Source organism: Nonomuraea sp. NPDC049486, from assembly GCF_040676925.1.
GTDB classification, from domain to species: domain Bacteria; phylum Actinomycetota; class Actinomycetes; order Streptosporangiales; family Streptosporangiaceae; genus Nonomuraea; species Nonomuraea ferruginea.
Window position 1 is genome coordinate 15,881 of record NZ_JBFAPV010000005.1, and the last position, 25,782, is coordinate 41,662.

General features: G+C 72.7%; 26 protein-coding genes. 5 read left to right on the forward strand and 21 right to left on the reverse strand.

Annotated elements, in window-relative coordinates; all coding sequences use genetic code 11:
• Positions 1–8 precede the first annotated feature (8 nt).
• The 5 genes from AB0K05_RS16225 to AB0K05_RS16245 are packed head-to-tail and all read right to left on the reverse strand — an operon-like array spanning position 9 to position 5,443.
• The gene (locus AB0K05_RS16225) at positions 9–1,163 is read right to left on the reverse strand and encodes a branched-chain amino acid ABC transporter permease (protein WP_364229823.1); all 1,155 of its coding nucleotides are present in this window, start codon (positions 1,161–1,163) and stop codon (positions 9–11) included.
• Positions 1,160–2,047: a branched-chain amino acid ABC transporter permease gene (locus AB0K05_RS16230; RefSeq protein WP_148030490.1), complete on the reverse strand. Its 888-nt coding sequence runs from the start codon at positions 2,045–2,047 to the stop codon at positions 1,160–1,162. The genes AB0K05_RS16225 and AB0K05_RS16230 overlap by 4 nt, the downstream gene beginning before the upstream one ends.
• A complete protein-coding gene (locus tag AB0K05_RS16235) occupies positions 2,044–3,894 on the reverse strand; it encodes an AMP-binding protein (RefSeq protein WP_148030489.1) in 1,851 nt (616 codons plus the stop codon). Before AB0K05_RS16235 ends, AB0K05_RS16230 begins: the two co-directional genes overlap by 4 nt.
• Positions 3,891–4,655: an ABC transporter ATP-binding protein gene (locus tag AB0K05_RS16240; protein WP_364229826.1), complete on the reverse strand. Its 765-nt coding sequence runs from the start codon at positions 4,653–4,655 to the stop codon at positions 3,891–3,893. Before AB0K05_RS16240 ends, AB0K05_RS16235 begins: the two co-directional genes overlap by 4 nt.
• On the reverse strand, positions 4,652–5,443 hold the full coding sequence (locus AB0K05_RS16245; RefSeq protein ID WP_364229828.1) for an ABC transporter ATP-binding protein: 792 nt from the start codon (positions 5,441–5,443) through the stop codon (positions 4,652–4,654). The genes AB0K05_RS16240 and AB0K05_RS16245 overlap by 4 nt, the downstream gene beginning before the upstream one ends.
• 89 nt (positions 5,444–5,532) lie before the next feature.
• Here AB0K05_RS16245 and AB0K05_RS16250 point away from each other — a divergent pair, with 89 nt between their 5' ends.
• Positions 5,533–5,790 carry a UBP-type zinc finger domain-containing protein gene (locus AB0K05_RS16250; RefSeq protein ID WP_148030487.1) on the forward strand — a complete coding sequence of 86 codons (258 nt, stop codon included), beginning with the start codon at positions 5,533–5,535 and terminating at the stop codon, positions 5,788–5,790.
• 10 nt (positions 5,791–5,800) lie between these two features.
• Here the strand turns inward: AB0K05_RS16250 and AB0K05_RS16255 are convergent, their stop codons facing one another.
• On the reverse strand, positions 5,801–7,039 hold the full coding sequence (locus tag AB0K05_RS16255) for a hypothetical protein (protein WP_364229830.1): 1,239 nt from the start codon (positions 7,037–7,039) through the stop codon (positions 5,801–5,803).
• A gap of 235 nt (positions 7,040–7,274) precedes the next feature.
• Between AB0K05_RS16255 and AB0K05_RS16260 the strand changes: the two genes are divergently transcribed.
• Both AB0K05_RS16260 and AB0K05_RS16265 read left to right on the forward strand, forming a co-directional pair.
• Positions 7,275–9,245 (forward strand): ATP-dependent DNA helicase, encoded by a 1,971-nt coding sequence (locus tag AB0K05_RS16260; RefSeq protein WP_364229832.1) that lies wholly within the window; start codon positions 7,275–7,277, stop codon positions 9,243–9,245.
• 243 nt (positions 9,246–9,488) lie between these two features.
• On the forward strand, positions 9,489–11,174 hold the full coding sequence (locus AB0K05_RS16265) for a protein kinase (protein ID WP_271274911.1): 1,686 nt from the start codon (positions 9,489–9,491) through the stop codon (positions 11,172–11,174).
• A 42-nt stretch (positions 11,175–11,216) separates the two neighbouring features.
• Here AB0K05_RS16265 and AB0K05_RS16270 read toward each other — a convergent pair whose 3' ends face one another.
• The 8 genes from AB0K05_RS16270 to AB0K05_RS16305 all read right to left on the reverse strand — a co-directional run bounded on the left by AB0K05_RS16270 (position 11,217) and on the right by AB0K05_RS16305 (position 17,967).
• The gene (locus AB0K05_RS16270) at positions 11,217–11,975 is read right to left on the reverse strand and encodes an SGNH/GDSL hydrolase family protein (RefSeq protein WP_271274912.1); all 759 of its coding nucleotides are present in this window, start codon (positions 11,973–11,975) and stop codon (positions 11,217–11,219) included.
• 103 nt (positions 11,976–12,078) lie between these two features.
• The gene (aroB, locus tag AB0K05_RS16275) at positions 12,079–13,155 is read right to left on the reverse strand and encodes a 3-dehydroquinate synthase (RefSeq protein WP_219543264.1); all 1,077 of its coding nucleotides are present in this window, start codon (positions 13,153–13,155) and stop codon (positions 12,079–12,081) included.
• Complete coding sequence (locus AB0K05_RS16280; protein ID WP_148030481.1) at positions 13,152–13,652, reverse strand: shikimate kinase; 501 nt, start codon at positions 13,650–13,652, stop codon at positions 13,152–13,154. The genes aroB and AB0K05_RS16280 overlap by 4 nt, the downstream gene beginning before the upstream one ends.
• Positions 13,649–14,830 carry a chorismate synthase gene (aroC, locus tag AB0K05_RS16285; protein WP_148030480.1) on the reverse strand — a complete coding sequence of 394 codons (1,182 nt, stop codon included), beginning with the start codon at positions 14,828–14,830 and terminating at the stop codon, positions 13,649–13,651. The genes AB0K05_RS16280 and aroC overlap by 4 nt, the downstream gene beginning before the upstream one ends.
• 92 nt (positions 14,831–14,922) lie before the next feature.
• Positions 14,923–15,630, reverse strand: coding sequence for an A24 family peptidase (locus tag AB0K05_RS16290; protein ID WP_271274914.1), 708 nt, complete (start codon positions 15,628–15,630; stop codon positions 14,923–14,925).
• A gap of 291 nt (positions 15,631–15,921) precedes the next feature.
• Entirely contained in the window at positions 15,922–16,455 is a 534-nt protein-coding gene (locus tag AB0K05_RS16295; RefSeq protein ID WP_219543262.1) for an SseB family protein, read from the reverse strand.
• Between the two features lie 176 nt (positions 16,456–16,631).
• Complete coding sequence (locus AB0K05_RS16300; RefSeq protein ID WP_187281055.1) at positions 16,632–16,805, reverse strand: hypothetical protein; 174 nt, start codon at positions 16,803–16,805, stop codon at positions 16,632–16,634.
• A 76-nt stretch (positions 16,806–16,881) separates the two neighbouring features.
• Positions 16,882–17,967: an FUSC family protein gene (locus AB0K05_RS16305; RefSeq protein WP_187281054.1), complete on the reverse strand. Its 1,086-nt coding sequence runs from the start codon at positions 17,965–17,967 to the stop codon at positions 16,882–16,884.
• 84 nt (positions 17,968–18,051) lie between these two features.
• On the opposite strand from AB0K05_RS16305, the gene AB0K05_RS16310 reads away from it, so the two are divergent.
• Positions 18,052–18,594 carry a TetR family transcriptional regulator gene (locus AB0K05_RS16310; protein ID WP_364229837.1) on the forward strand — a complete coding sequence of 181 codons (543 nt, stop codon included), beginning with the start codon at positions 18,052–18,054 and terminating at the stop codon, positions 18,592–18,594.
• Here AB0K05_RS16310 and AB0K05_RS16315 read toward each other — a convergent pair.
• The 5 genes from AB0K05_RS16315 to AB0K05_RS16335 are packed head-to-tail and all read right to left on the reverse strand — an operon-like array spanning position 18,591 to position 21,733.
• Entirely contained in the window at positions 18,591–19,259 is a 669-nt protein-coding gene (locus tag AB0K05_RS16315) for an alpha/beta fold hydrolase (RefSeq protein WP_364229839.1), read from the reverse strand. The two genes, AB0K05_RS16310 and AB0K05_RS16315, sit on opposite strands and share 4 nt — an antisense overlap.
• A gap of 10 nt (positions 19,260–19,269) precedes the next feature.
• The gene (locus AB0K05_RS16320) at positions 19,270–19,662 is read right to left on the reverse strand and encodes a hypothetical protein (RefSeq protein WP_148030475.1); all 393 of its coding nucleotides are present in this window, start codon (positions 19,660–19,662) and stop codon (positions 19,270–19,272) included.
• Entirely contained in the window at positions 19,659–20,105 is a 447-nt protein-coding gene (locus AB0K05_RS16325) for a hypothetical protein (protein WP_261808420.1), read from the reverse strand. The genes AB0K05_RS16320 and AB0K05_RS16325 overlap by 4 nt, the downstream gene beginning before the upstream one ends.
• 10 nt (positions 20,106–20,115) lie before the next feature.
• Positions 20,116–20,907 (reverse strand): carbon-nitrogen hydrolase family protein, encoded by a 792-nt coding sequence (locus tag AB0K05_RS16330; RefSeq protein WP_271274919.1) that lies wholly within the window; start codon positions 20,905–20,907, stop codon positions 20,116–20,118.
• Positions 20,867–21,733 carry a DUF418 domain-containing protein gene (locus AB0K05_RS16335; protein WP_271274920.1) on the reverse strand — a complete coding sequence of 289 codons (867 nt, stop codon included), beginning with the start codon at positions 21,731–21,733 and terminating at the stop codon, positions 20,867–20,869. Before AB0K05_RS16335 ends, AB0K05_RS16330 begins: the two co-directional genes overlap by 41 nt.
• Before the next feature lie 142 nt (positions 21,734–21,875).
• On the opposite strand from AB0K05_RS16335, the gene AB0K05_RS16340 reads away from it, so the two are divergent.
• Positions 21,876–23,042 (forward strand): pyridoxal phosphate-dependent aminotransferase, encoded by a 1,167-nt coding sequence (locus AB0K05_RS16340; protein ID WP_271274921.1) that lies wholly within the window; start codon positions 21,876–21,878, stop codon positions 23,040–23,042.
• Here the strand turns inward: AB0K05_RS16340 and AB0K05_RS16345 are convergent.
• Both AB0K05_RS16345 and AB0K05_RS16350 read right to left on the reverse strand, forming a co-directional pair.
• Entirely contained in the window at positions 23,039–24,166 is a 1,128-nt protein-coding gene (locus AB0K05_RS16345; RefSeq protein ID WP_364229843.1) for a ring-opening amidohydrolase, read from the reverse strand. The genes AB0K05_RS16340 and AB0K05_RS16345 overlap by 4 nt on opposite strands.
• Before the next feature lie 98 nt (positions 24,167–24,264).
• Positions 24,265–25,755 (reverse strand): carboxyl transferase domain-containing protein, encoded by a 1,491-nt coding sequence (locus AB0K05_RS16350; RefSeq protein WP_271274922.1) that lies wholly within the window; start codon positions 25,753–25,755, stop codon positions 24,265–24,267.
• Positions 25,756–25,782: the final 27 nt, after the last annotated feature.

Below are 25,782 nucleotides of genomic sequence, written 5' to 3' on the forward strand. Positions count from 1 at the left end.
GACCCTTTCTAGTAGGAGAAAGGCCAGGCTTTCCAGTAATTCCGTACGCGGATCCAGAGGCCGAACAGGCCCCGCGGTTCGAAGATGAGGAACAGCACGATCAGCAGGCCGTAGAGCACGGTCTCGACCTGGAACACGTTGGGCGTCTGCGTGGTGTCGCCGCTGATCACCGGCACCAGCGCGGGCAGCGTACGGGTCAGCGGCTGCAGCAGCGAGATGAACAGGGCGCCCGCGATCGCCCCCGACACGGTGGCCACGCCGCCGATCAGGACCATCGCGATGAACTGCACCGACAGCAGCAGGCTGAACGAACCCGGCTCGACGTACCCGGACACGGTGAAGAGCAGCCCGCCCGCGCAGCCCGCGTAGAAGGACGAGACGCCGAACGCGAGGACCTTGTAGCGGGTGAGCGGCACCCCGATGACGGCGGCGGCGATGTCGCGGTCGCGGATGGCCGCGAACGCCCGGCCGACGCGGGAGCGGGCCAGGTTGCGCGCGGCGACCGCGAAGACCACGAGCAGGACGAGCATGAGCAGGTAGAGCTGCTGCTCCCGGGTGCCGAGCGCGCCGTCCTGGTCGAGCCTGACGCCGAGGAACGCGGGCACGGCCGCCTCCCGGCCGACGCCGACGCCGCCGGTCAGCTCCTGCCACTCCTTGAAGACGTGCTCGCCGAGGAAGACCAGCCCGAGCGTGACGATGGCCAGGTAGAGCCCGCGCAGCCGGGTGGCCAGCGGCGCGACGAGCACCCCGGCCGCGGCGGCGACGAACCCGGCCGCGGGCAGCCAGATCCAGATCTCGGAGATCCCGTACCCGATGGTGTCGCCGCCGGGCGGCCCGGACAGGGCGGCGGCGGTGTAGGCGCCGATGGCGACGAAGAAGGCGTGCCCGAGCGAGACCTGGCCCGCGTACCCGGTGACGATGTTGAGCCCGATCGCCCCGATGGCGAGCACGTACGCGACGGCGAGCACCTCCAGCGCCGGGTCGGTGAGCACCGCCGACAGCGCGAGCGCCAGCAGGACCAGCGCGCCCGCCGAGACCCGCTTGGCCCGGGTGTCGAGCAGCGCCATGTCCTGGGCGTAGGAGGTGTAGAGCAGCGGCCGCCCGCGCACCCTCCGGGACCGGCCGGTCGGTAAGGCCGGGTCTCCGGTTCGCGTTCCGGTCATACCCGCTCGACCTCCCGGGTGCCGAACAGCCCGTACGGCCTGACCAGCAGGACGACGAGCATGACCACGTACGGGGAGACGACCGCGAAGTTCTGCCCCAGCCACGGCAGGTAGGCGCCCTGGTACGACTGGAACAGCGACTCGACCACCCCGATCACCAGCCCGCCCGCCACGGCGCCGCCGAGCGAGTCGAGCCCGCCCACGATGATCGCTGGCAGCGCCTTGAGCGCGACGATCCAGGTGGTCTGCTCGATGCCCTGCCCGGTGCCGACGAACATGCCGGCGACCGCGGCCAGGAACCCGGCCAGCGCCCACGACAGCGCGAACACCGCGCCGACGGAGACGCCCTGGGCCAGCGCCGTCTCCTGGTCGTAGGCGGCGGCCCGCATGGCGAGCCCGTACCTGCTGTACCGGAAGAACGCGAACAGCAGCGTGACCAGCACCGCGGCGGCGGCCATCATGGCCAGCCAGCGCTGCTGCACCACGAGCGGCCCGAGCGAGACCAGGTCGAACCCCCACGGGTCGCCCACCTGGCGCACGTCCCTGCCGATGAGGCCGTTGACCACCACCCGCACCACCACGTCGACGCCGAGCGTGATGATCGCCACCACGAACACCGGCCGGCCCACCATCGGCCGGATCGCCGCCCGTTCGATGCCGAGCGCGACGGCGGCGATGAGCAGCGCCCCCAGCAGCGCCCCGAGGTAGAACCCGGTGACGGGGGCGAGGTAGCTGACCGCGACCGCGCCGGCCAGCATGAGCGCGGGCTGGGCGAAGCTGATCACCCGGGTGGCCTTGTAGATGATCACGAAGCCGAGGGCGAGCAGCGCGTACACGGACCCGTTGCCCAGCCCTCTGATGATCGTCTCCAGCGTGCCGGTCACCGCGCGTACATCCCTTCGACCAGGTCCTCGAAGAGCTTGGCGACGGCGCTCCGCTTGACCTTCTGGGTGGCGGTCAGCTCGCCGTCCTCGTGGTCGAGCTCCTTGGGCAGGAACGCGAAGCGCTTGACCTGCTCGGCCCGCGCGAACCGGGCGTTGACCTCGTCGACGACGCCCTGCACCAGCGCCCGCGTCTCGGGCTTCCCGGACAGGTCGCGGTAGGTGGTGTACGGGATGCGCCGCCGCCTGGCCCACTCCCCCACCGTGTCCAGCTCGATGCCGATGAGCGCGACGAGGTGGGGGCGCTGGTCGCCGATGACGACGGCCTCCTTGACGTACGGGGACGCCTTGAGCGCGTTCTCGATCTCGCTGGGGGCGACGTTCTTGCCGCCGGCGGTGATGATGATGTCCTTCATCCGGTCGGTGATCCGCACGTGGGTGCCGTCGACCCATTCGCCGACGTCGCCGGTGTGCAGCCAGCCGTCCGGGTCGAGCACGTCGGCGGTGGCGCCCGGCTTGCCCCAGTAACCGGCGAACGTGCCCCGGTGCCTGGTCATGATCTCGCCGGTGGTCTCGTCGATCCTCAGCTCGACGCCGGGGTGCGGCTCGCCGACGGTGCCGAGGCGGACCCGGCCGGGCCGGTTGGCGGTGGCGACGGCGGTGTTCTCGCTCATCCCGTACACCTCGTGCATCGGGATGCCGATGCCCATGTAGAACTTGAGCACGTCCGGCGCGATCGGGGCGGCGCCGGAGGCGGCGTAGCGGACGCGGCGCATGCCCAGCCGCTCGCGCAGCGCCCGGTAGCAGAACACCCACCCGACCGCGTACAGCAGCCGGGTGGCGGCGGTGTGCGTGCCCCCGGTCCGCACCAGCGTGTCACCGATGCGGTCGGCGACCCGCAGCCAGAACCGGCCGGTCGCCCGCTTGACCGGTGAGGCGGACCCGAGCCGGATGTCGACCTGGGCGAGCACCTTCTCCCAGATGCGCGGCACCCCGAACAGGATCGTCGGCTGCACCTCGCGCAGGTTGGCCTGGACGGTGTCGATGGACTCGGCGAAGTTCACCTGGATGCCGGCGCCGGCGTTGAACCAGACGGTGAAGGCCCGCTCGGCGACGTGGCACAGCGGCAGGTACGACAGCGTCAGGTCGCGCGGCGAGGGCGGCGGGTCGGCGAAGCCGCCGCCCAGCACGAGCGTCTCGACGCCGAACTCGATGTTGCCGACGGTGAGCATGACGCCCTTGGGCGGGCCGGTGGTGCCGGAGGTGTAGATGAGGGTGGCCACGTCGTCGGGGCGCGCGCCGGCCGTCCGGCCGTCGAGCGCGCCGGGGTGCGCCTCGCGGTGCCGGGCGCCGAGCGCGAGCAGTTCCTCCCACGGCATCAGCCGCGGGTCGGTGTAGCGGCCGCGGATGCCGCGCGGCTCGATGTAGACGACGTGCCGCAGCTCGGGGCACTCGCCGATGACCGCCAGCGCCTTGTCGACCTGCTCCTGGTCCTCCGCGATGAGGATCTTCGCGCCGGAGTCGGCCAGCAGGTACGCGACCTCGGCGGGCGGGTTCGTCGGGTAGAGGCCGACGGTGACGCCGCGGGCCGCGACCGTGCCGAGATCGCCGTAGAGCCATTCGGGACGGTTCTCGGCGTGGATGGCGACCCGGTCGCCTGGCTCGACGCCGAGCGCGAGCAGCGCGTGCCCGACCAGCTCCACCCGCGACCAGTAATCGGCCCAGGTCACCTCCTTCCAGATGCCGAAGTCCTTGTGCCGCATGGCGACCGCGTCCGGCGTCGCGGCGGCCCGGTCGCGGACCCTGGTGACGAGGCTGGTGAGCGTGGCGGCGACGGGGGTGGCGGTCATGCGGTCCCTCCCAGGTAGGCCTCGATGACCCGCGGGTCCTGCTGCACCTCGGCCGGGGAGCCGAGCGCGACCGGGCGGCCGAAGTCCAGCACCAGCACCCGGTCGGCCAGGTCCATCACGAGCCCCATGTCGTGGTCGACGAGCACGATCGGGATGCCGAGCTCGTCGCGGATGTCGAGGACGAACCTGGCCATGTCCTCGGTCTCCTCCAGGTTCATCCCGGCGACCGGCTCGTCGAGCAGCAGCAGCTTCGGCTCCATGGCCAGCGCCCGGCCCAGCTCGACCCGCTTCTGCACGCCGTACGGGAGCAGCCGCACGGGATGGCGGCGCCACGCCTCCAGCTCCAGGAAGTCGATGATGTCCTCGATCTCGGCGCGGGCGGCCAGCTCCGCCCGGCGGGCCCGGCCGAGCCACCACAGGGCGGACAGCGCGCCGTAGCGGAAGTGGTGGTGGCGGCCGAGCATGAGGTTGTCCAGCACGGTCAGGTTGTGGAAGAGCTCGACGTTCTGGAACGTCCTGGCCAGCCCCATGGCGGCGATCTCGTGCGGGCGGCGGGCCAGCAGGTCCTCGCCGAGGAAGGTGACCCGCCCGGACTGCGGCCGGTAGACGCCGGACAGCACGTTGAACACCGAGGTCTTGCCGGCGCCGTTGGGCCCGATGACGGCCAGCAGCTCGGCCGGCCCGACCTCGAACGAGACGCCGTCGATGGCCTTGACCCCGGCGAAGCCGAGGTGCACGTCCTCGACCCGCAGGATGCTCACGACAGCCACCGCTTCCTGCGCTTGTAGTGCTTGACCTCGCGGAAGGAGCGGACCGCGCCGAGGTAGAACTCCTTGATGTCCTCGTCGGCGAGCAGCTCGGCGGACGGCTTGTCCATGACGATCTTCCCGGTCTCCATGACGTAGCCGTGGCTGGCGATGGACAGCGCCATGGCGGCGTTCTGCTCGACGAGCAGCACCGTGGTGCCCTGCCTGTTGATCTCCACCACGAGGTCGCGCACCTGGGCGACCAGCGACGGGGCCAGGCCCAGGCTGGGCTCGTCCAGCAGCAGGTAGCGGGGGCCGGCCATGAGGGCGCGGCCGACGGCCAGCATCTGCTGCTCGCCGCCGGACAGGTAGCCGGCCACGCTGCCGCGCCGCTCGCGCAGCACCGGGAACAGGCCGTAGACCCGGTCCAGGTGCGACCGCGCCGCGGTGTGGCCGCCGACCCTGAGGTTCTCCTCGACGGTCAGCTCGGCCAGGATGCGCCGGCCCTCCATGACCTGGCTGATGCCGCGCCGGACGATCTGGGCGGGCCGCAGATGGTGGATCGGCTCGCCCTCAAGGGTGATCGCCCCCTTGGTGACCTCGCCGTCGTGCACGTCGAGCAGCCCCGACAGGGCGCGCAGCAGCGTCGTCTTGCCCGCGCCGTTCGCGCCGAGGAGCGCCACGATGGAGCCGGGCGGGACGGCGAGGCTCACGCCGCGCAGCACCAGCATGACGTCGTCGTAGACGACCTCGAGATTGCGGATTTCGAGCACCGCGGCTCCCGGGATTGTGGTCCAGATCACTCCCCGATGAGCACAGAGTCCACGTTCACCCGACACGCAGCAAGAGGCGCGGCCGAAATCGCTGCGAACCTGTGTTTAGGATCGCGGACATGGCTATGTGCGAACATCTGATTCAGGCGGACGATCCCGAGGCGCGCACGCCCGAGGGATGCGAGGAATGTCTGGCCGAGGGCGGCCGGTGGGTGCACCTGCGCCGCTGCCTCGACTGCGGCCACATCGGCTGCTGCGACTCGTCCCCGGCCAAGCACGCCACCGCCCACTTCCACGGCACCGGTCACCCGGTGGTGCAGTCGTTCGAGCGGGGTGAGACCTGGCGCTGGTGCTACGCCGACAGCCAGATGGGCTGACGCCGGGCGGTCACCACTCGCGGCGGTCGCGCGGGTCGTCGTACTGCTGGTCCGGGCGCAGGCGCTCGCCGGTCGAGAACAGCGGTTCACCCAGGTACGGGCGAGTCCTGTCGGGCTCCTGCTGGCCCATCGACAGCAGCGGGTCTACCGGGTTGGGGGCGCCGCCGCCGTAGCGCTCCTGCCCGTAGGCGGCGTTCTGGCCGTAGCCGGGGTCCTGCCCGTACGAGGAGTCGTGCCCGTAGCCCGGGTCCTGGCCGTACGAGGGATCCTGCCGGTAATGCGGATCCTGGCCGTAGCCCGGGTCCTTGGCGTAACCCTGGTCCTTGGCGTAGCCGGGGTCCTGGCCGTGGCCGTAGCCCGGGTCCTGCCCGTAGGAGGGGTCCTGGCCGTAGGCGGGCTCCTGGCCGTACGTGGGCTCCTGGGCGCGGAACGGGTCCTGGCGGCGGCCGGCGCCCGGGATGCCGTGCATGGGCGTGCCCAGGCCGGCGCCGCCGCTGGGCGAGGTGCGCGGCTGCGCGGGTGGTGCGGCCTGCTGCTGGTACTGGCCGCCGCCGTAGGAGTCGCCGCGCTGCTCGTAGGCGGGCTCGGCGGGGCGGGCCTGCGACGGGAAGCCGAGCGGGTCGGTGTGCGGGGGCTGGCCGCCGGGCAGCTGGTAGGCCGGCTCGTCGGCGTACTGCGGGCCGGCGAACGGCTGGGCGTCGTGCTGCACGTACTGCGGGCCCGAGTAGGGGTCGCGGTAGCCGGCGTCGACGGCGTACTGGGGGCCGGTGAACGGGTCGTTCGCCTGCTCGGCGTACTGCGGGCCGGCGAAGGGCTGGGCGTGCGGCGGGGTGGTCTCGGCGCGCGAGGCGACCAGCTTGTCCTGGTGGTTGGGGTTGCCGCGGGCGACGAGCACGTCGTTGGGGCCGAGCGGCGCGGCGGGCCGCTCGTCGTGGAGGGGCGGCGGGGCGGGCCGGTGGTAGGTGCCCGTGCCGGGGATGACCTCGGCGGCGGGGTCGGCGGCGGGCACGTCGGCCGCGTGACCGTCGGGCTCGTGCTCGCCGGTGGCCTCGGCGTACCCCTCGTCAAGGGTGTCGAGCAGCCTGCCGACGTCGTCGAGCGGCATGCGGAAGCTCGCGGTGCACATCTCTCCCCGCCACAGGCTGAGCACCAGGGTGCCTTCGTGCCAGGTGACCCTGAGGCACCGCTCCTGGCCTCGGGCATCGAAGAAGACTTCGCCGAACGACGGCAACGGGACAACTTCCGACATGGCAGACATACTGCTAGTACCAGCCTTTATCCGTCCACTCAACCCCGGAAAACCCTACCAAAACGGACTTCCCATCCCCACCTTGAACCCACTTTTTCCCATGGTCCCCAGGTGGAGTTCCACCGCCAGTGTGCCACGGGACGCGGCGGAGAGGTCCGCGAATTCCGGGATGCGCATGGCCGATCACCTCACGTCCGGCGCGACGGGCGCCGGAATGCGGGTAGCGTTTACTGCCGTGCCGGACTCCCATCTCCCGTCAGCCGACTCCCTGCTCAGCGTCGCGGTCGACGCGCTCGGGGGGACCGAGCGGCAAGGCCAGATCACGATGGTGAAGGCCGTGCAGCAGGCCATCGACGACGGCGACCACCTGGCCGTCCAGGCCGGCACCGGCACCGGCAAGTCGCTGGCCTACCTGGTGCCGTCGATCCGCCACGCGATGGACGCCGACAAACCCGTGGTGGTCTCCACGGCCACGATCGCGCTGCAGCGCCAGCTCGTCGACCGCGACCTCCCCCGGCTCGCCGAGGCGCTCGGCAAGGAGCTGCCGCACGAGCCGACGTTCGCCATACTCAAGGGCCGCCGCAACTACCTGTGCCGCTACAAGCTGACCGCCGCCTGGCCCGAAGAGGACGAGCAGGACCAGCTGTTCGACGCCCGCGACGTGAGCGCGACCGGCCGGATGGTGCAGCGCATCCAGGAGTGGGCCGAGGAGACCGAGACCGGCGACCGCGACGAGCTGGTGCCCGGGGTCAGCGAGCAGGCCTGGCGGCAGTTCTCCGTCAGCGCCCAGGAGTGCCTGGGCGCCAGCCGGTGCCCCAGCGGCGCCGAGTGCTTCGCCGAGCTGGCCAGGGCTCGCGCGGGCGAGGTCGACGTGGTCGTCACCAACCACGCGCTGCTCGCCATCGACGCGATGGGCGACCTGCCGGTGCTTCCCGAGCATCGGCTGGTCGTCGTCGACGAGGCCCACGAGCTGGTCGACCGGGTCACCTCGGTGGTCACCGGCGAGCTGTCGGAGACCACCGTCGCCCTCGCGGTGCGCCGGGTGGGCCGCCTGATCGACCAGCCGGTCGCCGACCAGCTGATGGAGGCGAGCGAAGACCTCAAGGCGCTGCTGGCCGCCGCCCCGCCTGGCCGCGTCGACGAACTGCCCGAGGTGCTCGGGCTGACGCTCGCGCTCGTCCGCGACAGCGCGGCCCGCTGCCTCACCGCGCTCGGGCCGCGCGGCGGCGACAAGGACGACCCCGACAGGGCGGGCCAGCGCAAGGCCGCGTTCACCGCGCTGGACGAGGTGCACGACACGGCCGTGCGCATGCTGGAGGCCTACGGGCACGCCTCGGAGTCCGACCGCGCCGAGGTGGTGTGGCTCGACGGCGGCACCGACCGCCGCCCGCCGACCCTCCGCGTCGCCCCGCTCAACGTCGGCGGCATGCTCCGCGACAAGCTCTTCGGCGACCGCACCGTCGTGCTCACCTCCGCCACGCTGGCGCTCGGCGGCAGCTTCGACGGCATGGCCCGGCAGTGGGGGCTCGGCGACGACGACTGGCAGGGCATCGACGTCGGCTCCCCGTTCGACCACCCCCGCGCGGGCATCCTGTACGTCGCCAAGCACCTGCCGCAGCCGGGCCGCGACGGCCTGCCGCAGGCCTACCTCGACGAGATCGCCGAGCTGATCGAGGCGGCCGGCGGGCGCACGCTCGGCCTGTTCTCCTCGATGCGCGCCGCCAAGGCCGCCACCGAGGCCCTCCGCGACCGCCTCGACGTGCCGCTGCTGTGCCAGGGCGACGACTCGACGATGCTGCTCGTCAAGCAGTTCGCGGAAGACGAACCGACCTGCCTGTTCGGCACACTGTCGCTGTGGCAGGGCGTCGACGTGCCGGGGCCGTCGCTGCGCCTGGTCATCATCGACCGCGTCCCGTTCCCGCGCCCCGACGACCCGCTCACCTCGGCCAGGCAGCGACACGTCGCCGCCAAGGGCGGCAACGGGTTCATGACGGTCGCGGCCACCCACGCGGCGCTCCTCCTCGCCCAGGGCACGGGGCGCCTGCTGCGCTCCCAGGACGACAGGGGCGTGATCGCCGTGCTCGACCCGCGCCTCGCCACGGCGCGCTACAGCGGCTTCCTGCTGGGCTCGCTGCCCCCGTTCTGGCGCACCACCGACCCGGGCGTTCCCCGCGCCGCCCTGCGCCGGCTCTCGTCCGGCGACTGAACCTCAGGTCTACAGTCAAGATCTTTTCGGGAACCCCCTCGGGCTGAGCGCCGATAGCGAGCCTTCGGCCCGCCTGTCCCGCCGTCACTCCGGCGAAGAGCGTCGAACCTCCCGTCGTAGCCGGCCGCGGTCGGTGTAGAGGCGGTCTTCGGGGACGCCGGGGGTCGAAGTCCCCTCCAGGAGACGCTCCTTTTTGGGATCATCAACACCGACTGTCAAGATCTCAACGCGGAAAGCGGTGCCATGGCCAACCCCCTACGCGACGGCGACCCGACCCAGATCGGCCCGTATCGGCTGCACGCACGGCTCGGCGGGGGCGGGATGGGGCAGGTGTTCCTGGGCCGTTCCCCGGGCGGGCGCCTGGTGGCCGTCAAGGTGGTGCGCCCCGAACTGGCCGACAACGCGGACTTCCGGCGCCGCTTCGCTTCCGAGGTGGAGGCCGCCCGCAAGGTCGGCGGGTTCTACACCGCCCAGGTCGTGGACGCCGACACCGAGGCCGCCCGGCCGTGGCTGGCCACCGCCTACATCCCGGGTCCTTCCCTGCACCAGGCCGTCGAAGAGCACGGGCCGCTCCCCCTGGAGTCGGCCGCGGTGCTGGGAGCGGGGCTGGCCGAAGGACTCGCCGCCGTGCACGCCTGCGAGATGGTGCACCGCGACCTCAAACCCGCCAACGTCATCCTCGCCGAGGACGGGCCCCGCCTGATCGACTTCGGCATCGCCCGCGCCCTGGACGCCACGAGCCACACCCAGACCTCCACCGTGCTGGGCACCGCCGCGTTCATGTCCCCCGAACAGGCCATGGCCCAGAAGGTCGGGCCGCCCTCGGACGTGTTCTCGCTCGGCTGCGTGCTCGCCTTCGCCTCGACCGGCCGCAGCCCTTTCGGAACGGGGCCCGTCCACGCGGTCGTCTTCCGGGTCGTGCACGGCGACCCCGACCTGCGCGGAGTGCCCGCCCCGCTCGCCGCTCTGGTGGCGGCCTGCCTGGCCAAGGAGCCCGCCGCCCGGCCCGGCCTGGAGCACGTGCTGGCCCGGCTCACCGCGCTCGCCTCGCCCGGCCAGGGCCGGTGGCTGCCTGAGGCGCTCACCCAGGTCATCGCCGAGCGGCGGACCCTGGCACTGACCGCCCTCCATGACCCGGCCACCGGGACCGGCGGTGGCCACCCCCGGACCACGGCGCCACCCCCGCCCGTGCACGCGGATCAGCCGCGGGCGCCCCAGCCCTTGCTGGTCCACGAACGCCGCCTCATGCGCGGCCGCGACCCGGGGTCCCATGCCGCCGCCTACCAGATCGCCATCTATGTGCTCCTTGCCCTCTTCGCCGTGGTCTCCGTGAGCACGGTGGTTCACCAGTTCGACATCGCCGACGACGCGGGGCGGTGGCGCTCGGTGGAGACCTACGGCGACCTTCACGAGTCCGACGAACTGATCAGCACGATCACGTGGGTGGCCCAGATCGTCTCCGGCCTGGCGCTGACGGCGTGCTGGGTGCTCTGGTTCTTCCGGGTACGAGTCGTCGCCGAACAGTTCGCGCCTGGCCGGCTGCGCTACCGCCCGTCCATGGCGGTATACGCCTGGTTCATCCCCATCGCCGGCCTGTGGCTTCCCAAGCAGATCGCCGACGACGTCTGGCACGCCTCCAGCCCGCCCGGACGCGGCCGCGCGACAGCCCCGGCCGGTCTCCTGCACACGTGGTGGGCCATGTGGCTGGTCACGTTCCTGACCTGGCCCCTCTTCTGGATCGACTGGACGACACTCCTCGCGACCCAGTACGAACGCAGGGAGGACAACGACCTCTACCGGATATACGAGTTCACGCCGGTCAGCTGGGCCAGCCTGGCCCTGCACATGGCGGTCGTGCCGACGGCGATCGTCACCGCTCGGTTCGTGCGGCGGCTGAGCGCCATGCAGGCGGCCAGACTCAACAGCTGAGCGGGCCGCCGGGCAGAAATCCTCCGGGATGTGAGCGGGGTTCTACACCGTCCAGTGAGACAGCTCCGGACGCTTGGGAGACACCCCGTCGCCGGAGGAGACGCCGCGGACGCGGCGCGACACCCACGGGACGAGATACTCGCGGATCCACTGGGCGTCCTCGCGGCGGCGGGCGCGAGGGTCGACGACGCGCTCCGGCCACACCTTGTGCCACTCGTCGAACGGCACGCCGAGGACGTCGAGGACGCGGGCCGCCACCAGGCGGTGACCGTCGGCGTTCATGTGGAGGCGGTCCGGGCTCCACGCCCGCCAGTCGCGCAACCCCTGCATCGACCACTGGTCGACCAGCCGGCACCCGTAGAGGTCGGCGATCGAGCGGATGTGCAGGTAGTAGATGGCGAAGCGGCCGCGCAGGCGGCGCATCAGCGGCGTGTCACGCGGGTCGACCCCGGTGAACAGCAGCACGTCCGCGCCGGTGGCGCGCAGCGCGCGGACCGCGCCGGAGAGCTTCTTGGCCATCACGTCCGGGTCGCTGCCGGGACGCAGGAGGTCGTTGCCGCCGGCGCAGAGGCTGACCAGGTCGGGCGACATCTCGACCGCCTGCGGCACCTGGTCGGCCACGATCTGGTCGAGCAGCCTGCCGCGCACCGCCAGGTTGGCGTAGCGGAAGGACGAATCGTCCAGGGCGAGCCGTTCGGCGACGCGATCGGCCCAGCCGCGGAAGTGGCCGTTGCTGCCGGGGTCGTTCAGGCCTTCGGTGAAGCTGTCACCGAGAGCGACGAAGGAGCCGTAATGCCTCATGACCTGCTGTTCATCTCCGCGTTTCTCGTGCTGCGGCGTGGGCCCCACGACTGTAGTGGCTCGGCCGCGCCCGCGCGCGCCGCCACCCCGGCGCGCGCCCGTTTCATGACCGCCCGATGACCTTGTACGCGTCCTCCAGGAGCTCCTCGGGCGGGCCTTCCAGCCGGGCGGGCACGGCCAGCTCGTCGAGGACGACGAAGCGCTGCTTGGCCCCGCGGTTCTTCTTGTCGAGGCGCATGTGGTCGCGCAGCCGGGGCCAGGCGTCGGCGTGGTAGCCGGTGGGCAGGCCGACCGAGGTGAGGATGGCCCGGGTGCGCTCGACGAGGTCGGCGCGGCCGTCGAGCCTGGACAGCTCGGCCGCGTACATCATGCCGATGGCGACGGCCTCGCCGTGGCGCATCCGGTAGTGCTCGGCGCGCTCGATGGCGTGGGCGAGCGTGTGGCCGTAGTTGAGGATCTCGCGCAGGCCCGACTCGCGCAGGTCGGCGCCGACGACCTCGGCCTTGACCCGGATCTTGCGCTCGATCAGCTCGCGGGTGTGAGGCCCGCCGGGGCGGGCGGCGGCCTCGGGGTCGGCCTCGACCAGGTCGAGGATGACGGGGTCGGCGATGAACCCGCCCTTGATGATCTCGGCCAGGCCGGCCACGTAATCGGCGCGGGGCATGCCGTCGAGCACCGACAGCTCGCACAGCACCCCGGCAGGCGGCAGGAAGGTGCCGACGAGGTTCTTGCCCTCGGGGGTGTCGATGCCGTTTTTGCCGCCGACCGCGGCGTCGACCATGGCGAGCAGCGTCGTGGGCACCAGCACCACCTGGACGCCGCGCAGCCAGGTGGCGGCCACGAACCCGGCCAGGTCGGTGGTCGCCCCGCCGCCGACGCCGACGACCGCGTCGGACCGGGTCATGCCGTGGCGGCCGAACGCCGACCAGAGGCCCGCGGCCACCTCCGCGGTCTTGCACGCCTCGCCGTCGGGCACCGGCAGCGCCACCACGTCGTAACCGGCCTCGGCCAGGACTGCGGTGACGGGGCGGGCCAGCTCCGGCAGGCTCTCGGGGTGGATCACCGCGACGGTGGAGACGCCGGGCCTGAGCAGGCCGGGCAGCTCGCCGTGGACCCCGGTGCCGACCACGACGTCGTACGGGCTCTCGCCCTTCACGGTGATGCGGGTAGCCGCGGTCATCGGCCCAGCCCTTCCACGATCTCGTCGGCGAGCTCGGCGGGCTCGCGCTTGTCGGTCGCCACGGTGAGCACGGCGAGCCGCTCGTAGACGGGCCGCCGCTCCTCCATGAGCTTCTTCAGCCGGCTGCGCGGGTTGAGCACGAGCAGCGGCCTGGCCGAGCCGAGGCCGACGCGCTGGACCGCGTCGGCCAGGCCGACCTGGAGGTAGACGACGGGGCGGCCGTCGAGCATGGCCTGGGTCTCCTCGCGCAGCACGGCGCCGCCGCCGAGGGACAGGACGCCGTCGTGCTCGTCCAGCGCCCTGCGCACCGCCTCCAGCTCCAGCTCGCGGAAGTGTTCCTCGCCGTCCTCGATGAAGATGTCGCTGACGGGCTTGCCCGCGACGGCCTCCACGTCGGCGTCGGTGTCGCGGAAGGTGACGCCGAGGCGCTCGGCGAGCAGGCGGCCCACGGTCGTCTTGCCGGACCCGGGCGGGCCGATCAGCACGGCCTTGATCATTTGATCACCATGGATGAGAGGTAGCCGGACAGGTTGCGGGCGACTTCCTCGACGGAGTCGCCGCCGAACTTCTCCACCGCCGCGTCGGCCAGCACCAGCGCGACCATCGCCTCGGCCACGACGCCGGCGGCCGGCACGGCGCACACGTCGGAGCGCTCGTGGTGGGCCTTGGCCGCCTCGCCGGTCTTGACGTCGATGGTGGCCAGCGCCCTGGGGACGGTGGAGATGGGCTTCATGGCGGCGCTGACGCGCAGGATCTCGCCGTTGGTCATGCCGCCCTCGACGCCGCCGGCGCGGTTGGTGAGGCGCCGCACGCCGTCTTCGGAGGTGTATTCGATCTCGTCGTGGGCCTCGGAGCCGGGCCTGCGCGCGGTCTCGAAGCCGTCGCCGACCGCCACGCCCTTGATCGCCTGGATGCCCATGAGGGCGGCGGCGAGACGGGAGTCGAGCCGGCGGTCCCAGTGGGTGTAGCTGCCGAGGCCGGGCGGCAGGTTGTAGGCGAGCACCTCGACGACGCCGCCGAGGGTGTCGCCGTCCTTGTGGGCCCGGTCGATGCGCTCGACGATCGCGGCGCTCCCGTCCGGGTCGGCGCAGCGGACCGGGTCGGCGTCGATGCGGGCCAGCTCGCCGGGGCCGGGCAGGGTGGTGGCGGGGCTCTGGACGCCACCGATGGAGGTCACGTGGCTGAGGAGGTCGACGCCGAGCGCCTGCTTGAGGAAGCGCCTGGCGACCTCGCCGAGCGCGACGCGGGCGGCGGTCTCGCGGGCGCTGGCCCGGTCGAGGACGGGGCGGGCGTCGTCGAAGCCGTACTTCTGCATGCCGGCCAGGTCGGCGTGGCCGGGGCGGGGCCGGGAGCGCGGCGCGTTGCGGGCCAGGCCCTCCAGCTCGGCCGGGTCGACCGGGTCGGCGGCCATGACCTTCTCCCACTTGGGCCACTCGGTGTTGCCGATGCGGATGGCCACGGGGCTGCCGATGGTGCGGCCGTGGCGGACTCCGCCGACGATCGTCACCTCGTCCTGCTCGAACTTCATCCGGGCGCCGCGGCCGTAGCCGAGACGGCGGCGGCGCAGGGCCTCGTCGATGGCGGCCGTGGTCACCTCGACGCCTGCGGGCAGGCCCTCCAGGATGGCGACGAGCTCAGGGCCGTGGGACTCTCCGGCGGTCAACCAGCGCAACATGAGTCCAAGTCTTCCATGCGCGGCCGGGTGCGACGTCCGCGCGTTCACCTGCCGAGACGTTCCGGGATCGAGACTTTCGTCGACGGAGACGTTCAGGGCTGGAGACAGAGCGCGGCGAACGCTCCGAGCAGCATGAAAGGACCGAACGGGAACTCGGTGCGCCGGTCGCCGCGCCGGGTGACGAGCAGCAGGATCGCGTAGAGCGCGCCGAGCAGCTGCCCTCCGACGGCGGCGACGACCCATGCCTGCCAGCCGGCCGCGGCGCACGCCATGCCGATCAGCCCGGCCAGCTTGACGTCGCCGAGGCCCAGGTCGGCGGGCCTGATCAGCCAGAGCAGCCCGTAGCAGGCGGCCAGCGCGAGCCCGCCGAGCAGCGCCCTGGCCGGCTCGCCGGTGGGCAGCAGGGTGAGCGCGAGGATCGGGTACGAGGGCAGCGTGATCACGTCGGGCAGCCGGGTGGTGCGCCAGTCGACCGCGGCCAGCGCCGTCCCGGCGACGGCCGCGTACGCGTACGGCCATCCGGCCCGCCACACCACCAGCGTCAGCACGACGGCGGTGATCAGCTCGTACGTGGGCGGCCAGGCGGGGACGGGCACCGTGCGCAGAGTGGCCAGGAGCGCCCCGCGCCCCTCGGCGCGCGTGTCGGCCGGTTCCTGCTCGAACGCCCCGGCGAGCGTCCGCACATAACGCCCCGCCACGACCCCCAGCAGTACGAGGGCGGCGGGCGCGAGCCAGGACGACGGTCCGGCGAGCACCAGGGCGTCCGGCGAGAGGGCCTCCACCACCGGGTGTACGAGCACGCGCCGCACTCTAATGCGCGACGGCCCGCCCCGCCGGAAAAGCCGGGACTGGGCGCCTGACCACCACCACCCGCAACGAAGCCGAGACCGCCCGCTGCCAGCTCTCGCTTTCCAGGGGCCGGGATCGGGCACCTGACCACCACTGGCCTGCTGTCAGCTCTCCCCTTCCAAGGGCCGGGACTGGGCACCTGACCATCACCGGCCGCAGTGCAGTCGAGACCGGCTGCTGTCAGCTGTCGCCTTCCAGGCGCCGGGACCGCCGGTCGGGAACCTGGGACCGCGTGCTGGTCGCTAGCGCCCGCGGGCGACCTTTCTGGCGAACCAGCCGCGCTTCCTGACCGGCTCGGGTCTGGCCACGGTGAGGCCGTCGAGGGTGCCGGACTCGATCGCGGCCAGGGCGCGGAGCACCTCGCCCTCGATCACGAACTGGACCGGCCCGGCCACGTCGACGACCACGGCGGCGGCGCCCTCGGCGGCGGCGGCGCGGCAGACCTGGAGCGTCGTGGCCTGGATGGGCCGGGCGTCGGGCCGCCACAGGCGCAGCGGCTCGGTGCCGGTGAAGGCCAGCACCGCCTCGCGCCCGTCCTTGCCGACCAGCTTGGGGAGCGCCATCTCGCTCTCCTTCTCCTGCCGCACGCCGTGCGCCCCGATCTCGGACGAGGTCAGCAGGGCGACGACGGGCACCAGCAGCCGGCTCTCGCCGAGCGCGTTGAGCACCCGCTCGGGCCCCGCGGCGCCGGCCTGGTAGGCGGCCAGCGCGGCGCTCACCAGCGGCGGCGTGCTGCCGTCGTCGCCGGCGTCGAGGGGATCGGGAATGGTCAGCACGCCTCCGACCCTATCCGGACGCGGCCCCGCCCTCGTCCCCGGTGCGTGCGGCGTTCCTCGCCGGAAGACTGGAGCGCGCGGGCCGCCGCCCGGCCCACGGGATGAGCGGGTCGTGCGCCGCCACCTTCTCCCGCATCCCGTCCTTGAGATCCAGCAGCCGCTCGGCGGCACAAGGCTCATGTCAGGTCGTCGAGGCCCTTGCCCGACTCGCGCATGGCCCGCTCCATCGCCGCCCTGCCCTGGGTCCTGGGCTCCCTGCCGGGCTCCTCCACCGGCTCGCGGTCGTCCTCCGCCGGCTCCAGCAGCGGCTCGGCGTCGGTCTTCGGGGCGTTCTCGTCGGGCGTGCTCATCGGTCGTCCTCCCTGGTCAGAGCCGTTGACTGCGCTCTTCTACCCGTCGGGGGCCGAGGGAACCCGCACGCGGCCGTCAGCCGGCCACCGGCGGCAGTGCCGCGGAGCTCTCCTCCTGGTCGGATCCGGTCGCCCGCAGCAGGTCGACGACGATCGACCGCAGCTGCGCCACGATCACCGCGGAGGAGAAGCCGACGCCGTCGTCCGGCCGCTGCCGGGTGGCCACCGCCAGCAGGGCCTGCCGGGCGAGCACGGGCTCGCGGCCCGCCCCCAGCTCCAGTTGGAGGAGCAGCGCCGCCTCCGACACCTCGCGCATGGACTCGGCCAGCGACGCCGGCGGCGGCTGCGGCTCGCCGAGGGCGGCGATCGTGCGCCGGGCCAGCACCCTGGCGTTCCTGAGCGCGTGGTCGACCGGCTCGGCGGCGGTCTCGTACCGCGCCAGGATGGCCCGCCGGTGCCAGTGCATCGGCGAGATCAGGATGATCTCCTTGCTGGTCTCCAGCGCCTGCTCGAACTCCGCCACCACCGCCTGCGTGCCGCGCGCCTCCTCCAGCGCCTCGGCGGCCAGGTCGGCGTCGCGTTTCTCGATCGCCTCGGCCGCCTGCTCCAGCGCGGTGGACAGCGCGTCCAGCACCCCGGAGGCGTGTTTGGCCGCGAGGGCGAGCGGGCTGGCCGGCATCAGCGCGACCGCGGCCAGGCCCACGGCGCCGCCGACGAGCGCGTCCACCATCCGGTCCAGGCCGCCCATGTCGTCGCCGGGCAGCACGGCCGCGACGAGCACGGCGGAGGAGGCGACCTGCGCCACGAACAGCGCCCCGCTGTCGAGCAGCACCGCGGTCGTCATGGCCAGCGCCACCACGAGCGCGATCTGCCACGGCCCGGACCCGATCCAGGCCACCAGCAGGTCGCCCACGCCGACGCCGAGGCTGACGCCCACCACCAGCTCGGCCACCCGGCGCAGCCGCTGGCCGAGCCCGATGCCGACGCTGATGAGCACCGCGATGGGCGCGAAGAACGGCCGGACGTGGCCGAGCAGCTGGGTGGCGACGAGCCACGCCACGCCCGCGCCCACGGAGCTCTGCGCGATGGCGGGGGCCATCAGCCCGAACGTCCCCACCCGGCCCCGCATGTGATCGCCGAGCTTCGTTCCCACCCTTGTCATCCTTGCCGATCATAATGACATTCCGGTCACCTCGGCCATAGTGGCCGATATCGGCCCAGGATGCGCATGGCTATTGTCGTGAGCATGAGACCGAGGAGCCGGGAGGGGACCCGGCGGCGCATCCTCGACGCGGCCCGCCACCTGTTCGCCGAGAACGGCTACGACCAGGTGACGATGCGCATGCTCGCCGCCGAGGCACACGCGAACGTGGCGCTGATCAACCGCTACTTCGGCTCCAAGCGGAAGCTGTTCGCTGAGGTGCTGGCCGAGCAGGGGCGCTTCCCCGGCGTCCTCGACGACGGCGGCGGCGACCTGGCGGTGCGTCTGGCCGAGTACGTCGCCGACCGGCTCGGCTCCGACTCCGACAACCCGGTGCTGGCGACGCTGACCCGCTCGGCCTCCAGCGCCGAGATCGGCACGCTCGCCGCGGACCGGGTGCGCACCGCCCTGCTGGAGCCGCTGACCGCCCGGCTGGACGGCGGGCAGGCCGAGCTGCGCGCCGCCATCGCCACCGCGCTCATCATGGGCATCGGGCAGTTCCGCCAGCTCATGGGCCCGGTCACGCCGGTGCGGCGCGACGAGCTGGTGACGCGGCTGACCGCCGTGTTCCGCGCGTGCCTGGACTAACCGTCCAGGAAGTCGTCGACCACCTGCCGGAAGGCCACGCGCTCGGTGGTGTGCACCAGGTGACCGGCCTCGATGGTGACCAGGCGGGCGCCGGGGATGCGCGCCGCCAGCAGGTCGGCGCGGAACGGGCTGGCCTGCCCGCCCGAGATCACCAGGGTCGGCGCGGTGATCCGGGCCAGCCCGTCGAGCCAGGCCGGGTCGGGGTGCAGGAACTGCCGCTCTGTGTCGTGCATCATGCGCCAGTCGAAGCCGGTGGAGTCGTCCTCGACCAGGACCGGCCGGTCGCGCATCGGCACGGGCAGCGCCGAGTCCTCCACCACCAGCCGCGTCACCCGTTCGGGGTGGCGCATGGCCAGGTGGTAGGCGACCATGCCGCCGAGCGAGTGGCCGATCACCGTGGCGGTCGCGGCGTCGTGCAGGTCGAGCAGGGCGGCGACGTCCTCGGCCATCTCCGGGATGGGGTAGGTGCCGGGGAAGTCGCTGGCGCCGTGGCCGCGCAGGTCGGGGACGAGCACGTGGTAGCGGCCGGCGAAGTGGCGGGTGAAGCCGTTCCAGTCGTTGTGGTCGGCGGTCCGGCCGTGCAGCAGCACCAGCGCGGGCGCCGCCGGATCGCCCTCTTCCCGGTAGACCAGCCGGATCCCGTTGACGTGGGCTTCACGTATCACATCAGGGACCCTACGGCACCGGGATGCGCTCGACGCGGATGGAGAAGACCTCCTCACGCGGCACCACGACCTCGTAGGCGCCATGATCGACCATCCAGTAGCCGAGCGCCTCGGCCTTCATCCCGCTGTGGCCGGTGTAGGCGATGTGGAGGCCGTCGTCGTCCTCGTCGAGCACGATGCAGGGCTCCCCGCCGAACGTGCCGACCGTGCGGATGAGCACCAGCCACTCCAGCTCGGAACGGGCGACCGTGCGCCGCCAGTAGCCGGAGGCGGGCTCGAACCCGTCGAGCTCCTCCTCGCTCAGCAGCACGACCCGGTCGTCGGGCCCGAGCGCCGCGGGCAGCGTCAGCTCTCCGAACCGGGCGACGAAGCCGGAGGCGACCGGCGTGATCTCCTCGCTCATGCCGAAGGCCGCCACGTCAGCCCGTCGTACTCGGCGAACGGCCGCTCGCCCGAGCCGGTGACATGCATGATCCGCGCGCCGGCCGGGATCGGCATCGGGACGGTGTGGAACTGCGGCACCACGTGCTCGCGCGAGGTGGTGAACCCGTTGCCGGCGAACGGCGGCGCGTCGCTCCAGTCGCCGCCCATGTGCGGGCCGTACGGGACGGAGTAGGTGTCGACGTCGCGGGCGTGCCAGCGCAGCACGTAGAGCTCCGGCACGTCGGAGGTCAGCTCCGAACCGTCGAACGACAGGTCGAGGCCATGGTAGAAGTCGCGTGGGGTGGTCAGTCGCGCGCAGTCCTGCACGCGGTAGACGTAACCGGAGATGACCGTGCGCTTGCCCGACAGGTAGGGGACGAGCAGACGCGGCGGGACCACCTTCTGCATCTGCGTTCCGCTCACGATGACCACTTTACGATCTGTTGACCCCGAGAACGCGATGTTCGAGGCAGGGCAGGGCGGACCTGGCCCGGACGGTGACCTCCGGGTCGAGCTCCACCACCTGCACCCCGGCGGAGGAACCGAGGTCGGCCCTGACCACGCCCAGCGGGTCGACCAGCATGCTCCGCCCCACCCCGTAACCGTCGGACGACTCGGCCGGGTTGGGCGCCTGGCCGACGGCGGCGGTCCACATGGTGTTCTCCAGGGCGCGGGCGCGCACCAGCGTCACCCAGTGGTCCTCCTTCAGCGGCCCCGAGCCCCAGGCGGCGATCACCGCGAACATGTCGGCGCCCTGGTCGACCAGCGCCCTGGTCAGCTCGGGGAAGCGGATGTCGTAGCAGGTGACCAGCCCCACCCGCAGACCCGCCAGCTCGACCACGACCGGCTCGGCGCCGGGCGCGACCAGCCCCGACTCCTTGGCGCCGAACGAGTCGAACAGGTGGATCTTGCGGTAGGCGCCCCTGAGCTCGCCGGAGGCGTCCAGCGCGACGGCGGTGTTGTGGACCAGGCCCTGGCCGGGCTCGAAGACGCCCGCGATCACCGCCACCCCGTGCCGTCTGGCGGCCTCGGCCACGCCGGTGACGAACGGCCCGTCGAGCGGCTCGGCCAGGTCGGTGATGCGTTTGCCGTAACGCGTGAGCGTCGCCTCCGGGAAGATCGCGAGGTCGGCGCCCTCGGCCCGGGCGAGCGCCTCGCGCACCCGTGTGAGGTTGACCGAAGGGTCAGGTGACACCGGGACCTGGCAGAGGGCGATTCTCGTCACGGCCCGACTCTAGCCGGTTGGGCACGCGGCGGAACCGGGTGAGCATGCGCCAGATCCATTCCAGCGGCCCGTAACGGAACCGGCGCAGCCACCACCGGCTGAACACCGCCTGCACGGCCACGGTGACGCCCGCCACGGCGAGCACGGACCAGCGGGTGGGATCGGCGTCCACCAGCCCGCCGGCGAAGAAGATGACGAGCGTGCCCGTCACGTAGTTGGTCAGCGCCATCCTGCCCAGCGGCTCCAGCACCGCCGACAGCCACGGCCGCAGCACCAGGACCAGCCCGGTCGAGTAGGCGGCCGCGCCGGCCAGCGCGCCGAGGGTGTAGAGCGTCCAGTCGCCGGACAACGACGCCGCCGCGGAGAGCAGCACGCCGCACACCGCGCTCACCCCGAAGGCGGGCAGCAGCAGCTCCCGCGGCGGCCGCAGCTGCATCAGCGCCATGCCGACGAGGAACATCCCCGGGATGAGCAGCACCCCGCCGCCCGCCATCACCCCCCACGCGGTCACGCCCAGCCCGAGCAGCAGCACCGGCACCCCGCGCCACAGGAACGAGGCGGGCAGCAGCACGATCAGCCCGTAGAAGGCGTAGTCGGTGAGCACCTCGCCCGGGTACCAGATGTGCTGGACCAGCCCGAAGACCATCAGCCAGAGCAGGCGCGACAGCAGCGACCACCGCCCGGCCCGCTGCAGGTAGAGCACGAAGCTGATGCCGAACAGCAGCGAGAAGATCGGGTAGAACCGGCTCTGGAAGAAGGACTCGACCGTCCAGTCGATCCCGGTGTAGGTCTCCTTGGCGGCGTGCTGCCACGTGTTGACCAGCATGATGCCGCCCACCGCGAAACCGCGGAGAGCGTCCAGCTCACGAATACGCGATGGGGAACTCAGGTGAACCACCCTACTGAGGGAACTCCGTGACCCGGCCCGCGCGCGTCGGCCCGCCCGGCCGACACCTTACTGTGAACATGTGACGGAACCACTTGTCTCCAGGATGCGCTCCTTCGGCACGACCATCTTCGCCGAGATGAGCGCGCTAGCCGTGCGGACCGGAGCGATCAACCTGGGCCAGGGCTTCCCCGACACCGACGGCCCGGCCGCCATGCTCGACCACGCCGTGCACGCGATCCGCTCCGGCGCCAACCAGTATCCTCCGGGCCCCGGCGTCACGGAGCTCAGGCAGGCGGTCTCCGAGCACCGCGAGGAGCACTACGGCCTCTCCTACGACCCCGACGGCGAGATCCTGGTCACCGTCGGCGCCACCGAGGCCATCGCGGCCGCGATCCTGGCGCTGTGCGAGCCGGGCGACGAGGTGATCGCCTTCGAGCCCTACTACGACTCGTACGCGGCCTCGATCGCGCTCGCCCAGGCGCGGCTGGTCGGTGTGACGCTCCGCCCGGACGGCGGGCGGTTCGCGTTCGACCCCGGCGAGCTGCGCGCGGCGATCACCCCGCGCACCCGGGTGATCCTGGTCAACTCGCCGCACAACCCGACCGGCACCGTGTTCACCCGCGAGGAGCTGACGCTCGTCGCGGAGCTGTGCCGCGAGCACGACCTGATCGCCGTCACCGACGAGGTGTACGAGCACCTGACGTTCGACGGCGTGGAGCACGTCCCGCTGGCCACGCTGCCGGGCATGCGCGAGCGCACCGTGATGATCTCCTCGGCGGGCAAGACGTTCTCCGTCACCGGCTGGAAGACCGGCTGGATCTGCGCCCCGGCCCCGCTGGTGGGCGCCGTGCAGACGGTCAAGCAGTTCCTCACCTTCACCGCGAGCGCGCCCTGGCAGGCCGCGGTGGCCTACGGGCTGCGCCACGAGCGCGAGTGGGTGGCGGCGCTGCGCGCCTCGCTGCAGGACAAGCGCGACCGCCTCATGGAAGGGCTGGCCGCGGCCGGGTTCGAGGTGTTCCGCCCGGCCGGCACCTACTTCGTGCAGACCGACATCCGGCCGCTCGGGTTCGACGACGGGGTCGCGCTCACCCGCCGGCTGCCCGAGCTGGCCGGCGTCGTCGCCATCCCCACCCAGGTGTTCTACGAGCACGCCGAGCGGGGCCGCCCCTTCGTCAGGTTCGCCTTCTGCAAGAAGGACGAGGTCATCGACGAGGCGGTCACCCGGCTCAAGCGGCTCTCGGGCTAGTCGGCGCCCAGGTCGGCGCCCAGATCGGCGCCCAGATCGGCGATGGCCGCGACCGGGCCGCCGCCCGACGGGCCCTGGTGCACGGCGGCCACCGACACGAACACCGCCGGGTCGCCGGTGACCGCCGCGGCCACGCCGCCGACCGTCGCCTTGATCTGGCGATGCCAGTGCACGTCGGAGTCGTCGAGCATGATGTTGCGCCGCCCGCGCACCCGGCCCGACGGGTCGGCCTCACACTTCATGAACACGTTGACCAGCCGCCCGCTGAGGTCGGAGTGGTGGGGACGGTCCGGCAGCGGCAGGCCCGCGTCGCGGATCGCCTCCCAGATGCCGTCGGCGTCGAGCGCGTCGCGCATGACGCTGTGGCCGATGCGGTAGCGGCCGCCGATGCCGCGCACGTTGCCCACCAGCACGATCTGCGCCCGGTCCAGCTCGACGCCGGACGAGCAGGACGCCACCGACGAGTACAGCGAGAGGTCCTTGTGGATCTGGTCGGCGCGCGGCATGTCGATCTCGCCGAGCGCGACCGCGATGCCCAGCGCGGTGGTCGAGTTCGACAGGTCCATCGACGGGCCCGTCTCCTCGATCGCGGTGTCCTCGCCGCGGCTCTTGGCGTCGGTGATCGTGGCCAGCGTCAGCAGCGGCGTCTTGGTCTGCACGTAGTGGACGTCGCGCGGGTCGTCGATGCCGGCGATCTTCATGGCCTCGCGCACGCCCGCCGCGACCTTCTCCACCATGGCCGGCCTGCCGATGTCCTCCGGCAGGATCACCTCGCTCATCGCCACGCCGACCGACAGCCGCGGCTCGTCCGACGGCGGCGCCGACGCCGGGTCCACGCTCGCGAAGATCGTGGCGTGCGGGCTGAGCACCCCGTCGGTGCCGCCCGACCAGACCAGCGGCACGCTCTCCGGCGCCGGATGACCCTTGGCGGACAGCACGTCGCGGAACGCCCGATCGGCCAGGATGCGGGTGTAGTCGTTCACCCCGCCGTTGCCCTCGGTCTTCCCGATCACCGCGAGCACCCGCCGCGCCTCGATCACCCCGTCGTCGATGAGCCGCTCCAGCCCCGAGGCGTCCGTGACGCTCTCGATCGGCACCTTGCGCACGTCAATCGGATCCGGCATCCCGCGCCCCTTCTCACCAGTGCAACCGCGTCGAACGGCATACCCGGGGTTCACACTAATGACGCAGGAAACGGTCTTTCACTGGCAATGTCTGCCAACTAGCCGCCCAGGTTGCGGTAGCGCTCCAGCCGGGCGGCCTTGCGGTCCGCCGGGCTCCGCCGCAGCAGCATGGCGATCTCGTACTCCAGAGCCCGCCCCACCCGCTCGCTGAAGGCGTGGTGCTCGTACGCGGCGTCCGGGCGTTCCGGGATCACCCGGTCCACGATGCCGTCGCGGCGCAGGTCGGTGGCGCGCACGCGCTGGGCCTGGGCGATCTCGGGGGCGAAGTCGACGCTGCGGTAGAGGATCGTCGAGGCGCCCTCGGGCGGCAGCGGCGACAGCCACGCGTGCTGGGCGCTCAGCACCCGGTCGGCCGGCAGCAGCGCCAGCGCCGCGCCGCCCGCGCCCTCGCCCAGCAGCAGGCAGACCGTCGGCGCGTCCAGCATGACCAGCTCGGCGAGACAGCGTGCGATCTCGCCGGACAGGCCGCCCTCCTCGGCCGCCTTCGACAGCGCCGCGCCGGCCGTGTCGATCACCGTCACCAGCGGCAGCCGCAGCTCCTCGGCCAGCCGCATGCCGCGCCTGGCCACCCGGAGCCCGCCGGGGCCGAGCGGCGAGCGGGCCCGCTGGCCCCGCCGGTCCTGCCCCAGCACCACGGCAGGGGCCGCGCCGAACCTCGCCAGCGCCAGCACCAGCCCCGGTTCGTTCTCGCCCGCGCCGCTGCCGCTGAGCGGGGTCACCTCGGTGGCGGCCAGCTTCAGCAGCTCGCGCACGCCCGGCCGGTCGTCGCGGCGCGACCGGGTGATCGCCTCCCACGCCTCGACCGGCCGCAGGTCCTCCTCCGGCTCCTCGCCGGCCGGGACCCGCTCGCCGCCGGCCGTCAGCACGCCGAGCGCCCTGATCGCCACCTCGCGCACGTCCTCGGCCGGCACCACCGCGTCGATCAGGCCGTTCTCGTACAGGTTCTCCGCCACCTGCACGCCCGACGGGAACGAGTAGCCGTACAGCGACTCGAACACGCGCGGCCCGAGGAACCCGATGAGCGCGCCCGGCTCCGCCGCCGTGACGTGACCGAGCGAGCCCCACGAGGCGAACACCCCGCCGGTCGTCGGATGCCGCAGGTAGACCACGAACGGCAGGCAGGCCGCCCGGTGCTCCTGCACGGCCACCGTGATCTTGATCATCTGCGCGAAGGCCAGCGCGCCCTCCTGCATCCGGGTGCCGCCCGACGCCGGGGCCGCCAGCAGCGGCAGGCGCTCCCTGGTGGCCCGCTCGACCGCCGTGACCAGCCGCTCGGCCGCCGCCACCCCGATCGACCCGGCCATGAACGAGAACTCGCACGCCACCACCGCCACCCGGCGGCCGCCCAGCAGCCCCTCCCCCGTCACCACGGCCTCGTCGTAGCCGGACTTGGCCCGCGCCGCGGCCAGCTCCTCGGCGTAGGAGGAGCCCGGCTCGGCCGGCTCGGCGGGCGGCGCGTCCCATGACCGCCACGACCCTCTGTCGAGGACCGTCTCGATCATCGTGCGCGCGTCCGGACGGCTCACCATCGCTCCTTCGTGTCGGCCCGCGGGCGG